The sequence below is a fragment of the Streptomyces phaeolivaceus genome (assembly GCF_009184865.1).
GTDB classification, from domain to species: Bacteria; Actinomycetota; Actinomycetes; order Streptomycetales; family Streptomycetaceae; genus Streptomyces; species Streptomyces phaeolivaceus.
The window spans coordinates 5,242,892-5,255,659 of the sequence record NZ_CP045096.1; the positions used below are offsets into that span (position 1 = coordinate 5,242,892).

General features: G+C 72.4%; 10 protein-coding genes. 4 read left to right on the forward strand and 6 right to left on the reverse strand.

Annotated elements, in window-relative coordinates; all coding sequences use genetic code 11:
• Window positions 1-107 precede the first annotated feature (107 nt).
• Window positions 108-1,511 carry an aminotransferase-like domain-containing protein gene (locus tag F9278_RS24710; protein WP_152170278.1) on the forward strand — a complete coding sequence of 468 codons (1,404 nt, stop codon included), beginning with the start codon at window positions 108-110 and terminating at the stop codon, window positions 1,509-1,511.
• On the opposite strand, the gene F9278_RS24715 is transcribed toward F9278_RS24710, so the two are convergent.
• Both F9278_RS24715 and F9278_RS24720 read right to left on the reverse strand, forming a co-directional pair.
• Window positions 1,426-2,376: a hypothetical protein gene (locus tag F9278_RS24715; RefSeq protein ID WP_152170279.1), complete on the reverse strand. Its 951-nt coding sequence runs from the start codon at window positions 2,374-2,376 to the stop codon at window positions 1,426-1,428. The genes F9278_RS24710 and F9278_RS24715 overlap by 86 nt on opposite strands.
• Window positions 2,377-2,548: 172 nt before the next feature.
• Window positions 2,549-3,031, reverse strand: coding sequence for a hypothetical protein (locus F9278_RS24720; RefSeq protein WP_152170280.1), 483 nt, complete (start codon window positions 3,029-3,031; stop codon window positions 2,549-2,551).
• Window positions 3,032-3,202: 171 nt separating this feature from the next.
• Between F9278_RS24720 and F9278_RS24725 the strand changes: the two genes are divergently transcribed.
• Window positions 3,203-4,429, forward strand: a complete 1,227-nt coding sequence (locus tag F9278_RS24725; protein ID WP_152170281.1) for a PP2C family protein-serine/threonine phosphatase — start codon at window positions 3,203-3,205, stop codon at window positions 4,427-4,429.
• A 145-nt stretch (window positions 4,430-4,574) separates the two neighbouring features.
• The gene (locus F9278_RS24730) at window positions 4,575-5,780 is read left to right on the forward strand and encodes a hypothetical protein (protein ID WP_152170282.1); all 1,206 of its coding nucleotides are present in this window, start codon (window positions 4,575-4,577) and stop codon (window positions 5,778-5,780) included.
• 262 nt (window positions 5,781-6,042) lie between these two features.
• On the opposite strand, the gene F9278_RS24735 is transcribed toward F9278_RS24730, so the two are convergent.
• From F9278_RS24735 to F9278_RS24745, 3 genes are all read right to left on the reverse strand, one after another.
• On the reverse strand, window positions 6,043-7,518 hold the full coding sequence (locus tag F9278_RS24735; RefSeq protein ID WP_152170283.1) for a sensor histidine kinase: 1,476 nt from the start codon (window positions 7,516-7,518) through the stop codon (window positions 6,043-6,045).
• 103 nt (window positions 7,519-7,621) lie between these two features.
• Window positions 7,622-8,284, reverse strand: a complete 663-nt coding sequence (locus tag F9278_RS24740; protein WP_152174100.1) for a response regulator transcription factor — start codon at window positions 8,282-8,284, stop codon at window positions 7,622-7,624.
• Between the two features lie 246 nt (window positions 8,285-8,530).
• Entirely contained in the window at window positions 8,531-10,492 is a 1,962-nt protein-coding gene (locus F9278_RS24745) for a YncE family protein (RefSeq protein WP_152170284.1), read from the reverse strand.
• A 352-nt stretch (window positions 10,493-10,844) separates the two neighbouring features.
• Here F9278_RS24745 and F9278_RS24750 point away from each other — a divergent pair, with 352 nt between their 5' ends.
• Window positions 10,845-11,654 (forward strand): mechanosensitive ion channel family protein, encoded by an 810-nt coding sequence (locus F9278_RS24750; RefSeq protein WP_152170285.1) that lies wholly within the window; start codon window positions 10,845-10,847, stop codon window positions 11,652-11,654.
• Between the two features lie 86 nt (window positions 11,655-11,740).
• On the opposite strand, the gene F9278_RS24755 is transcribed toward F9278_RS24750, so the two are convergent.
• Complete coding sequence (locus F9278_RS24755; protein WP_152170286.1) at window positions 11,741-12,583, reverse strand: NPP1 family protein; 843 nt, start codon at window positions 12,581-12,583, stop codon at window positions 11,741-11,743.
• Between the last annotated feature and the right edge of the window lie 185 nt (window positions 12,584-12,768).

Consider the following 12,768-nt stretch of genomic DNA (forward strand, 5'->3'; position numbering starts at 1 on the left):
GGAACGACCCTAGGGTTCCCCAACTCCTCGGTGCAATAAGATCTTTGCCCTCGGTGCAATGTGGTGGAGGCCGGGGCAGGGGACGGTGGGAGTGGAGGGGGACGGCCGTGGCCGACTACCGGCGGATCGCCGATCGCATCGCGGACGACATCGCGGCCGGGCGGCTGAAGCCCGGTGACCGGCTGCCGCCGCAGCGGGTGTTCGCGCGGCGGCGCGGGATCGCCGGGTCGACCGCCGGGCGGGTGTACACGGAACTGGTGCGGCGCGGGCTGGTGGTGGGGGAGGTCGGGCGCGGGACGTTCGTCCGGGCGGCGCCTGCGGGGTCGGCGGGGCGGGCGCTGGCCGAACCGGCCGGGTCCGCGCCCGTGAACCTGGAGCTCAACTACCCTTCCGTGCCCGGTCAGTCGGAGCTGGTGGCCGCCGGGATCGCGCCGCTGCTGCGGCCGGATGTGCTGACGGACGCGCTGCGTACGGCCCCCGCGACCGGTACGGCCGCCGCGCGGGAGGCGGCGGCCGGGCTGCTCGCCACGGCCGGCTGGCGACCGGACCCGGAACGGTTCCTCTTCGCCGGGAACGCCCGTCAGGCCATCGCCGCGGCCCTCGCCCATCTCGTACGGCCGGGGGGCCGGGTCGGGGTGGAGTCGCTCACGTATCCGCTGGTCAAGGAGATCGCCGGGCGGCTGAAGGTGACGCTGGTGCCGCTCGCCACGGACGGGCAGGGGGTGCGGCCGGAGGCCGTGGCCGCCGCGCATCGGGCGGCGCCGCTGTCGGCGGTGTATGTGCAGCCGACCCTGCACAACCCGACGTCCGTGACGATGGGGGCGGGGCGGCGGGCCGAACTCGCGGGTGTGGTGCGGGAGTTGGATCTGCCGGTGATCGAGGACCGGATCTGGTCGTTCCTGGCCGACAGGGAGGAGAGGGACGGGGACGGAGATTCGAGGGTGGGGGTGGGGGTGGGGGCGGGGGTGCCGCCGCCGTTGGCCGCGTACGCGCCCGAGCGGGTGTTCGTCGTGGACGGGCTGTCCAAGCGGGTGGCACCCGGGCTGACGGTCGGGTTCCTGGTGGTGCCCGAGGGGCGGGTCGAGGGGGTGGCGGACGCGTTGCGGTCGGGGGGCTGGGCGGCGGGGCGGTTCGCGCTGGAGGCGGGGGTGCGGTGGATCGGGGACGGGACGGTCGGACGGCTGGTCGCGGCGAAGCGGGCGGACGCGGCGGTGCGGCAGGGGCTGGTGGGCGAGTGGCTCGCGGGGTTCTCCGTGCGGGGGGACGCGCGGGCGTACTACGTGTGGTGGGAGTTGCCGGAGGGGTGGCGCGCGGACACGTTCCGCGCGGCGGCGGCGGAGCGGGGGGTGGCGGTGACTCCGGGGGTGGCGTTCAGCGTCCCTGGGCTGGGCTTCGGCGGGGCCGGGGCGGGGGCTGTCGATTGCGTCAGACTTGGGCTCGCGTCGGTTTCTCCGCCGGTGTTGGCGGGGGCGTTGCGGACGCTCGGTGAAGTCGCGCGAGGTGGCCCGTGAGCCAGGCGATCGCGGCGACGGTCGTGCCGAGGAGCAGCAGGCCCCAGGTCACGGTGCGCAGCGTGGCGGTGAGGGCGTCGTAGACGGCACCCGCGGCGGCCGGGGAGACGTCCGGCGGCAGGTCCGCGAGGGTGAGATGGCGGCCGAGGGCGACGGCGACGCCCAGCAGCGCGCCGCCGAGCGCGGTGCCCACGCCCGTCGCACAGATGGCCCGCCGGCGTCGTGTCGCGACGAGAATGCCACCGGCGGCCAGGGCGAGCGCGCCGACCGGGAGCCAGAACGCGGCGATTTCGAGCACGCGATATCCCTTCCGAAGCTGAACGAGTTCCGCGGCCGACAGCACCTCGACCTCGGTGTGCGCGACCGGGATGCGATGGGCGAACGGCACGTGGTCGCGCACGAGTTGACGCTTGACGCGTTCGCCGACGGGCGCGAGGTCGAGCGTCACCGCCCGTACCTCGCCGGTGGCGGCCCCGGCGCCGTGCCCGTCGCCGTCCGCGCCGTACGCGCCGTCCTCACGCACCGCCGTCAGCACCGCGTCGTGCGCCGCGCGGTTCGCCGTGTGCCAGGCCGTGCGGAACGCCTCGGTCCGGGTGAAGGAGCGCGCCGCGTCGTACGTGAAGTCCCGCACCGGCCGCCGCAGCCGTGGCCCCACCCGGACCTCGCGCAGAATCCCGGCGGCGACCGCGTTGGCGAGCGCCTCCCGTACGGCCGGGTCGGCGGCCAGGGGTGCCATGACCGCCTCGTACCGGGTCCGGTCCGCCAGCTCGTACGTCGCCCACGCGGCCAGCGCGCCCAGCGGCGCGAGCAGGCAGGCGAGGACGGTGAGCACGGCCGACAGGGCGCCGCGGGCACGAGGGGGCACCCCTCCAGGCAAGACCCCCGCCCACCACCGCGCGAGCGCTCGCGCGGTGCGTGACTGCGAATGGCCCCGCAGGACAAGCCGTACGGGGAGACCGGGGGCCGTACCGCGCCACCCCACCGGTCGACGGCGCGTCGTCCGCGCGTCGCCGGCCGCCTCGTGGGTCCTCGGAGGGTCAGGCCGGCCGGTGGCCCGTGGCGTCCTCGTGGGTGTAGTAGCGGTAGAAGTTGATCGAGAAGACCGCCGCCGCGATGGCGAGGGACATCGCCGCGGAGCGCAGGACGCTGTGCTGGGACGCCTGGCTGTAGAGGAAGCCGAAGGCGCAGCCCGCGAAGACGGCCCAGAGGAGGGCGTGGAGCTCGCGACGCAGACGGGGCGCGAACGTCAGGACGGCGATGTGGACCGCCGCGAACACGAACGCCGTCACGAATCCGAAGAGGAGGTTCCAGCCGGTGATGGGACCCGCGTCGCGGTTCATGGCCGCCGCCCAGTAGCCGTAGACCAGGCCGAGGGCCACCGGCACGAGCAGGTTCGCGAGCGCGTGCGCGCGCTCGCCGAAGACATCGGGTGTGGCGCCGTGCGTGGCGCTGTGCGTGGCCGTCCCGGCCGTCCTGCCCGGAATCACCGGCCGGCCCGGAGTGGGTGCCGCTTGAGCCATCGGAGCACTCCTCTCTTCCCTCCCCCGTCTACCAGAGCACACCTGGGGAGGGCCGCGGGCAAGTCGGGACGCAGAGGTCGTGACACAGAGGTTCGTGACACAGGGGCGGGACGTGGGGGGCGCGGCGGGGCCGGGATGCGGTGCGACCGGGGGCGTGTTTCGCTGTGGGGCATGCGGATGCGGATGCCGGTGCCGCGTGTGCGCCGGGAGCCGGACCCCGCCGAGCGGCAGCTGCTGCTGCGGGTCCGCGGGCGCGACATCGCCTGGCTTCCGCCGCTGGTGGTGCTGCTCGCCGTACCCGTGCTCGACTGGTTCACCGGCGGCGACTTCCGGGTCATCTCCTGGCTGGTGCTCGTCCCGGGCACGGCCGCCGCCGTCTGCGGGGTGCGCACGACGGCGCTGTTCGCGGCCCTCGCGATGATCATGTACGTCGCCGGCGACAACTCCTGGCCCCACCAGGTACGCACCGGACTCCCCGACTTCATCCTCGTCGCCCTCGGCGGCATCCTCTCCGTGCTGGCCTGCGCGGTCCGGCTGCGTGGACAGGAGCGGCTGCTGCACATGCGGGCCGTCGTCGACACCACCCGCCGCATCCTGCTGCGCCAGCTCCCGCCGGACGTCGGCGGCCTCGACCACGCGGAGATCTACCTCGCCGCCGACAGCCAGGCCCGGGTCGGCGGCGACTTCTACGACATCCAGCCCAGCCCGCACGGCACCCGCGTCGTCATCGGCGACGTCCAGGGCAAGGGGCTCGCCGCGGTGGAGGCGGCGTCCGTGCTGCTCGGCACGTTCCGTGAGGCCGCCTACTACGAGTCCGACCCGGTCACCGTCGCCGAACGGCTGGAGACCCGGATGGTGCGGCACGTACGGTACTGCGCGCACGTCGGCCGCGACGACGCCGAACGCTTCGCCACCGCCGTACTGCTCGACTTCCCCGAGCTGCGCAGCGCCCGGACCGACTGGGGCCCGGACCTCACCGGGCTCGGCGCGGTCACCGTGGACGTCGTCAACTTCGGCCACGAACCCCCGCTCCTGGTCCGCCCCGACGGCGTGCGCGCCCTGCCGATGCGGGAGGGACTGCCGCTGGGGCTCGGCGAGTTGGTGCCCCGGACGCCCGTGACGGCCAGGGTGCGGCTCGCCGCCGACGAGACGTTGCTGCTGGTCACGGACGGGGTGACGGAGGCGCGCGACGGGCGGGGCGCCTTCTTCCCGCTCCGCGAGTACCTCTCCCGCGCCCTCGCGGCCGGGACGCCCGCCCTCGACCCCGAGTCCCTGGTCCGGCTCGTCCGCGACGGTGTCCTCGCGCACACCGGGGGCGGCCTCGACGACGACACCACGATCTTCGCGGTACGGCGGGCGACGGAGCCGATGCGGCGTGGGCCGGGTGCGCCGGAGTGAGCGCCCGGCCTCTTTCACGCGCGCTCGCGTCCGTGCTCCTTCCTGCCCCTTTCCCCGTTTGCACGCGCAGCGGTTACCGTGCTGGCTGGGGTACGTGATCGACGGGGGGTCGGCGGGAGCCGACGGGAAGCGAGGGGAGGGAACGATGCCCGGAACAGTGCTGCTGCTGGCGGCCTCACCCATGGGCAAGGGGTGCCTGGTGGATGCGGCCTCCGTGCTTCCCGTGCTGGCGGCCGTCACGCCCGAGGTGCTGTCCGGCACGGGTACGGCGAACATCGTCGAGCTGGTCGATCCGCTGGAGCCGCAGGCGGTGCTGACCCGGTTGCGGGCCGCGGCGACCGCGCCGGGGCCGCTCACCGTGTATCTCGTGGGGCAGCTCCAACTCGACCGCAAGCAGCGGCTCGTGCATCTCGCGCTGGCGCGTACGACGCCGGCGACCGTGCGCTACACGGCCTTTCCCTGGCACTGGATCGTGGAGGAGCTGCGGTTGCGGGCGCCGGGGTCGACGACGCTGTTCGTCGATCTGCACGCGGATGCGGAGGTGTGGCGGCAGTTGGCGGGGCAGCCGCTGGTCGTGGGGCCCGGGGTGAGTGTGTACGGGCGGGTCGCGGGGCCGGTGGGCGGGATACGGCGGGGGGTGGGGGTGCCGGGGTACATGAAGGCCTTGGCGACGATACTGCGGAGTGGGCAGCGGCCGGGGGCGGCGGTGCTGCACGAGCAGGTGCTCGCGCGGACGGGGCTGCATGGGGATCTGATCCTGGCGTACGACGCGGGGGGTGTGGGTGTGGGTGCCGTGCCCCGGGTTCCCGTGAGTGGTTTCGCCCCCGCCGCCCCTACCCTCCCCCACCATCGCCCCGCGGGCTCGTCCTCGAACGCCGGACGGGCCGAAGAGCCCGTCGATCCCCATGAGGCGATCACCCTCGCCGTCGAGGCCGGGCGGCATCGGGAGGCCGATGTGTTGGCGGCTCGGTGGGAGGAGGGGGCCTTGCGGGAGTTCGGGGACGGGTCGGAGGAGGTGTTGCACTGGCGGGAGGTGCGGGCCGATCTCGCGATGTTCGCGGGGGACGCGGCGGGGAGCTGCGCGGTGTGGATGGGGGTCGCCCGCGATCGCCTCGCGGCGGGGCGGTCGGCGCGGGACCCTGCCGTCGAGGCGGCCGTCGACCGGGCGCACCATCAGTGGGGGCTGGTCACGGACCCGGCACGCGCCCAGGAACTCGGCGTCGAGTTCGTGGAGTTGCGCGGTCTGGTCCCGGGGCGGCGGGCCGGGGCCCTGGAGCACGCCCGGCAGCGTCTGGCCGAACTGCGGCGGCGGGAAGCGGAGTTGAGGTCGGCCCAGCACGTACCCGGTTAGCCGAGCCGGTCGATGAGCCGTCGTCCGTTCGTCGTAGATCGATGAGCCGTCGATCAGGGCGAGTACCGGGCCGACCTCGGAGGGGAGATTGTGCGAGGTCACCCCGTGTACGCCCCATGGGTACACGGGGTATACGCGACGGACATCGCACGTTGATCACTTAAGCGGGCGCACTTCCGGAACTGATCGGAGTTTGATCAGAGAATGATCAGAAACTCCCCATCCGTCGGCAAAGTCCACCTCCCGTCACAACCCCGGTGTGTCATGCGGATGCCGACACCGACACCGACACCGACACCGATGCCGACGCCGGGATCCGCACCCGGAACCAGGCACCCCGGTGCGACGGATGGGACGGCTCCAGGGTGACCGTGCCGCCGTGGGCCGTCGCGATCGACGCGACGATGCTGAGGCCGAGCCCGCTGCCGGCGGCCCGGGTCTCCTCGCCGCGGACGAAGGGGTCGAAGAGCCGGGCACGGAGTTCGCCGGGTATCCCGGGGCCGTCGTCCAGCACCTCGATGACCCGGTGGCCGTCCTCCGTACCGAGCCCGAGCGTGGTCGTCGTCCCCGGCGGTGTGTGGACCCGGGCGTTGACCAGCAGGTTGGCGACCAGCTGGTGCAGCCGCAGCGGATCCCCGGTGACCGTGTGGTCCCCGGGCGCGAGCAGCAGCCGTACGGGGTGGCCGGGGTGGCAGTCACGGGCGGCGGAGGCCGCGTCGCGGCACAGCTGGGCCAGGTCCACACGGGTGAGCTGGAGCGGCTGGCCGAGGTCGAGGCGGGTCAGCAGCACGAGTTCGTCGATGAGGGTGCTCATCCGGCCGACCTCGGTGGCGATCCGGCCGAGCGCCTCCTGCCGCATGGGCTCGTGCGTGGGGTCGCCGGCCCGGGCGAGTTCGGCGTAACCGGAGATCGTGGTCAGCGGGTTGCGCAGTTCGTGCCCGGCGGCGGCCATGAACTCGCGCAGCCGTCGCTCGCCGTCCCGCCGCTCCCTGACCTCCCGGCGGCCGAGGCGGCGGGCGCCGATCAGGACGCTGGCGAGGAGGGGGAGCGCGGCGGCCGTCTCGAACTGCAGGAGGCGGGCGACCGCCCGCCGGTCGTCGGCCACGGACCGCGCCGTGACGATGTACCCGCCCCCACCCTCGCCCTCGCCGGCCTTGTCGCCCTCGCCGCCCACGCCGCCCTCCTGGTCCCGGCCCGTCCCCGGCGCCCGCACCGCGTTCGTGCGGACCACCTTCGCCCGGTAACTCTCCCCGAACGCCGCCGGGTTCGCCCGTGCCGCGTACGCCTTCAGCCGGGCCGGCGTCAGCGCCGGGAACGCGGGGAGGCCGTCGGAGCCCGGGTGGCGCTCCACGACCTCGCCCCGGTCGTCGAGGACGAGGATCAGGAGGTTCTTGTCGAGGATCCTCTTGTCGAGGGTCGAGGTCTCCGCGAGGGCGGGAGCGGGAGTGCGGGCGGGGACGCGCTCGGTCGCGCCCGCGCTGAGCATCGCTATCTCCTGGTCGGTGCGGGCGTCCAGGTGCTGGGCGAGCGTGTGCGCGGAGAGGGCGGCGACCGCGCCCAGCGTGGCGAGGGTGGCGATCAGCCAGAAGCCGACGGTGCGCTGGCCGGTGCGGTGCGGGCGGATCGGCTGCTCTACGGGAGGCACCGGGCGCCCGGGGTGGGGGCGGCTGCACGTGTCACTCGGCGCGAGCGGCCCCGCCGCCCTGATCGTCTCGCCCAGCCCGGTGAACCCACTCATCCGCCCAGCCCGTCCACTCGGCCCGTCCTCCGTCGCCCCGCACGCCCGTCGTCCGGACCCGCGACCCCTGCCCGCCCGTTCCCCAAGTCCCTCTACCTGTAGGTCAGTTGGCCCAGAGCTGGTACCCGACTCCCCGGACCGTCCGGATCAGGGACCGGCCCGGCTCCCCCAGTTTGCGGCGCAGGTAGTAGATGTAGGTGTCGACCACCCCGGAGCCCTCGTCGCGGTGGTTCCAGACGCGCTCCTGGATCTGGCCCCGGGACAGCACACGGCCCGGGTTCTCCATGAGGTAGCGCAGCAGGGCGAACTCGGTGGTGGTGAGATCGACGGGGCGGCCGGCGGCCCACACCTGGTGGGCGTCGGCGTCCAGTTGGACCGCACCCGCGCGCAGCCGGTTGCGGTCGGGCACGGGATGGCCGCCGCCCGCCCGGCGCAGCAGGGCCCGTACCCGCGCGGCGACCTCCTTCAGCTCGAACGGCTTGGTGACGAAGTCGTCGCCGCCCATGTCGAGCCCGCGTACCCGGTCGTCGACACCGCCGAGCCCGGTGAGGAAGAGCACGGGGACGGCGTTGCCCCGGTCGCGCAGGGTCCGGCAGACCTCGAAGCCGCCCAGATCGGGGAGGTTGACGTCGAGGAGGATCAGATCGGGGCCGTACCGGGTGACGGCCTCCAGGGCCTGACGGCCGGTGGCGGCGGCGGTCACCCGGTAGCCGAGGAATTCCAGCGCCATGGTCAGCATGGAGCGGATGCCCTCCTCGTCGTCCACGACGAGCAATCGCCCGGCCGACGTGGAGGAGGTGGCCGGGGCGGGCGAAGTCGCTGGTGGGGAGGTGGGGAAGGCGGAGGGCACAGGCGTGGTCATGTCCTGTTCCTTTGCGACCGTGACCTCGGAGGCGAGGTCTCACGTTTCGAACAGGGCCGTATCGTCACACGTACCGGCAGGTAAGGGAGAACGGTTTCCCCTACATTCGGAATGACGCGTTCACTTCGGCTGACCACGCCTGCGCGCGTCCTACTTGGTGAAGATGAAGTACTTCCAGGCGCCGTACGTCGTGGTGTTCACGTTGTCGCCGGAGGTCGTGTCGTGGTACTCCGACCGGAACCGGAATCGGATGTCCGTGGTCGGGGTGCCCGTGAGGGTCACGTGCGACTTGCCGGAGGTGCCGAGGGGGAAGTACTCGGAACCCGCGTCGTGCCAGGCGCCGTCGTAGTGGAACTGCAGCTGCAGGCGCTGCTTGCGGTCCTTGTAGTACGTCATCGAGGTCTTCAGGACGGGGTCCTTGGACTTGCGGACGTAGTGGTACTTCTGGCCCCAGACCGTCCGCGTCTTGTAGTGGCCCGAGATCGACGACGAGATGGCGACCTTGGTGTAGACGGTGTTGGTGACCGTCCTCGCCCTGTAGCGCGAGTCGCCCGCGAACTTCACCGAGATCTTGGTGTCGCGCTTGAGGTCGACGGTGGCCGACAGATCGCCCTTGGAGTTGACCGTCCCCGACTTCACCAGCTTGTTCGGCCTGTCCGGGCCGTACGGGTCGGCCCAGATCTCGACCTTGCGGTTCTTGTACGTCTTGCCGAGGTGCGCGGTGAACTTCACGTCCGCGCCGTACGCGTAGGTCTTGCGGTTCTTGTCCAGCGAGAGCGCGGCGCCGGCGCGGGAGACCTCGACCTTGGTGGAGGCGGACGCGGCGGTGTGCTCGGCGTCGCCCGCGTACGTGACCTTGTAGGTGACCTTGCCGCCGGACGGCGGGGTGTCCTGGAAGGAGAACTTGCCGTCCGCGCCCAGCGACTTGGTGCCGAGCGACTTGCCCTTCGGGGACTCCATGTCGGTGCGGGTGACCGTGAGCGGGGTGCCGGCGGGCAGGGCCAGGTTCGAGGTGAGCGTGCCCTTGACCGTGAGCGCCTTGGCGCGGGTGGCCGTGGCCGGGGCGCTCACGGTGATCCTGTTGGTGTACTTGCGGGGCTCGTCGACGACATGGAACGTGGTCGCGCCGGACGACGAGGTCAGCGCGAACAGCTTCTGGCCGTCGGGGGCCCACACCACGCCGTTGTCGTTCCACAGCACCGAGGGGTGCAGATCGCGGACGCTCGCGGGCTGGTCGGCGCCCTTGGTGAAGACGTAGGTGTCGCCCGCGTCGTCGAAGTCGAAGATCGTCGCCGCGACCGTGCCGTCCGGGGCGATGTCGACGCCCATCGGCTCGTCCGCCACCGGGAACGTGCGCGTCTGCTCCAGGTCGGAGAGGCGGTACTCGGTGAGCGCGCGGCTGTTGTTGCCCGCCACCACCAGGTGGGTGCCGTCCGGGGTGAGCGCGGCGTCGTTGGGGAAGCCGCCCTTGTCCGCGGAGACCCGGATCACCGGCGTACCGGAGGAGACGTCGTAGACGATGACCGGGCCGGAGCTGATGCCCGCGTCGAGCGCGACGAGGGTGCCCGGGTTGTCCGGGTCGGCGTACAGCCGGGGCGGGCTGGCGTAGTCGTGGCCCCCGGAGAGGTCCAGCGTGACCGTGGGGGTCTCGGCGGTCAGGTCGACCGCGCCGAGACCGGAGTCCCACTGGTCGCCGTAGGCGAACCACAGCTTGCCGCCGGCGAGGGCCAGCCGCGACGGATCGGTGTTCGCGCCGGTCGGGTACTCGGCGGTCTGCGTCCGGGTCTCCGTGTCGATGGCGACGATCTTGTCGGCGCCGGACACGGCCGCGTACAAAGTGGTGCCGTCCGGGCTCAGTTCGAGGTCCCTGACCTGCGGCAGACCGGTGAGCTGGGTGACGACCACACCGGCGTACGTGGTGACGACGATCTTGCTGTTGCCCGGGTCGCTGATGAACAGCCGCTGGTGCCCGGCGTCCACCACCGTGTCGGACGGATCGGAGACGGCGATGGACCTGCTGCTGTCGGCGGCGGCCGGTGCGACCGTGCCGACCGCGAGCGCGGCCGAGCTGAAGAGGACCGCCAGGGCTGTGGCAGCCGGAAGAGTGCGCATACGCACGGTTTCGAACCCCCCGGAACGAAAGAAATGGGTGCGTCATGGCGTGCCGTCGCGCGGGGCCGGTGTGTTCGACCTGTGCCGCGTGTGTGACACCTGTGACACGTGTGACGCGTGAGCGAAGACTAAGTCATGGCTCCGACAAGAGGGTCACAGGGGGTGGTGGAGAACTCAACGTATTTACGTCCCGTACGTCCACGCGGGCGCACGCGCCGTCCGCGCACCTCGCGCGCGGTCACCCGAACGGCCCTGAGCCGCGCCGTCACCCGGTCGGCCCCCTGCTATCCACAAGGGGAGGGGACGTGCCGAGAGGACGTACCCGACGTACCCGTGAAGGGAAGAACCACCCATGGTCAGCCTGTCCGTCGACGTGTCCGTCGACTTCACCCAGGGCCTGAACGACGCCTGGTCCAAGGTCGCGCAGTTCGCGCCGAAACTCGCCGCCTTCCTCGTCGTCCTGGTCGTCGGCTGGTTCGTCGCGAAACTGGTCGCCCGCGTCCTCGACCGCGTGCTGCGCAGAATCGGCTCCGAGCGTCTCTCGGAACGTGCCGGAACGTCTCGCCTGCTCCGGGACTCCGCGTACGACCTGACCGGCATCCTCCGCGGGATCGTGTACTACGCGCTGATGCTGATGACCCTCCAGTTCGCGCTGGGGGTCTTCGGCGCCAACCCCGTCAGCGCGCTGATCAACGACATCGTGGCCTGGCTGCCGCGCGCGATCGTCGCCGTCGTCCTCGTGGTCGTCGCGATGGCCGTGGCGAACGCGGTGCGCGGGATCGTCGGGGGCGCGCTCGCCTCCGTCTCCTACGGCCGGGCCCTCGCCACCGCCGTCTGGGCGTGCGTCGTCGGCCTCGGCGCCATCGCGGCGCTCGGCCAGGCCGGTATCGCCCAGGACGTCACCCGGCCGGTGCTGTACGCGGCGCTCGCCACGGTCGCCGGGATCCTCGTCGTCGGCGTCGGCGGGGGTCTCATCGGCCCGATGCGGCAGCGGTGGGAGCGGATGCTGACGACAGTGGAGCGCGAGACCGCGCAGGCCCGGGGCAGTGTGGCCGCGTACCGGGCGGACCGCGAGGAGGCCCTGCGCGGCGACGCGGAGGTCGGGCAGGGCGCGGGCACGGTCACGGGGCCGGGCAGCCCGCGGCGGTCCGCGGACGTGTGACACCGGCCCGTCCGAACGGCCCGAACGGGATGCGGCCCGGCCGCGCACACGGAAGGTGTGCGCGGCCGGGCCGCGTCGCGTCGGGATCAGCCGGCGCCGTTCGGGTCGAAGGCGATCCCGTCGGGCTTCGCACGGGTCAGTTCCGTGGGGAAGCGGCCGTCCTTCAGCGGGAAGTTGGCGTCGCCCCAGCTGGCGCCGTTCAAACGGCTCTGGAGGCTCGCCGTCCACCTGTTGTCGCCGCCCGGGAAGCTGTTCCAGCTGATCAGACGCGGGAAGTCCCAGCCGCCGTCGCTCCAGGCCTCCGCTCCCTCACCCGGGTCGGCGAAGCGGAACGAGTGGGTGTCCCACAGGTTGCCCCCCTTGTGGTAGACGACCTTGACGCGGACGCCGTCCTTCTGGACGGAACTCCACGCCTTGGTCGTGTACTCGCCATGGGCGGAGACGGACGCGTACGACGGTGTCGCCGCACCCTGCCGCACCCAGAGGACGGCGGCCTCCCAGTCGTGGCGGTGCGAGGTGGGGGTGCAGTCGTCGCAGCTCATGTCCTTCTCGAAGTAGAGCGTGTAGATGATGGCGCACCAGCCGTTGTTGCACTTCACCCGTGAGTAGGTGTTGGCCTTGCCGAGATGGTTCGTGCGGCACTGGCCGGTGACCGACCCACTGTCGTCGAGGCCGCCGTTGAGGGTGCCGTTCTTGTCGATCGCCGCGACGGGCAGGCAGCCGTCGCTGTCGTAGTCGAAGTACGGTTGGAACGTCTTCTGGAAGGAAGTCGTGCTCTCGGCCAGGGGTGTCAGCACGGCGGCGTGGGCACTGCCGCTCAGCGCGACGGTCAGCGCGGCGGCGGTGGACCCGACGAGGGCCACCCGACCGAGTCGCCCGAAGCGCGAGGCCAGGGACTTCCGTGTCGACTTCTTCGGTGCTTTGGACATCAGCGGTTCTCCACTTGCTCTGAGGCGGGGGACACCAGTGATCCGTTCTGCGACACAGAGGCTGGCAAGCGGAGAATTGATCGGCACCTACTTCCACCGGGGCAATCAATTCGGAGCCGTAGTTCCGGATTGTTCGGCGGGGCGTCCGACCGCTGTCATCAACACCACATTTCGTGTGCTCAGGG

What these genes read in the sequence shown, in the direction of transcription:
- F9278_RS24720 (WP_152170280.1), bottom strand. Translation starts at nt 3,031, where the DNA reads ATGGCTCAAGCGGCACCCACTCCGGGCCGGCCGGTGATTCCGGGCAGG.
- F9278_RS24725 (WP_152170281.1), top strand. Translation starts at nt 3,203, where the DNA reads ATGCGGATGCGGATGCCGGTGCCGCGTGTGCGCCGGGAGCCGGACCCC.
- F9278_RS24730 (WP_152170282.1), top strand. Translation starts at nt 4,575, where the DNA reads ATGCCCGGAACAGTGCTGCTGCTGGCGGCCTCACCCATGGGCAAGGGG.
- F9278_RS24735 (WP_152170283.1), bottom strand. Translation starts at nt 7,518, where the DNA reads ATGAGTGGGTTCACCGGGCTGGGCGAGACGATCAGGGCGGCGGGGCCG.
- F9278_RS24745 (WP_152170284.1), bottom strand. Translation starts at nt 10,492, where the DNA reads ATGCGCACTCTTCCGGCTGCCACAGCCCTGGCGGTCCTCTTCAGCTCG.
- F9278_RS24750 (WP_152170285.1), top strand. Translation starts at nt 10,845, where the DNA reads ATGGTCAGCCTGTCCGTCGACGTGTCCGTCGACTTCACCCAGGGCCTG.
- F9278_RS24755 (WP_152170286.1), bottom strand. Translation starts at nt 12,583, where the DNA reads ATGTCCAAAGCACCGAAGAAGTCGACACGGAAGTCCCTGGCCTCGCGC.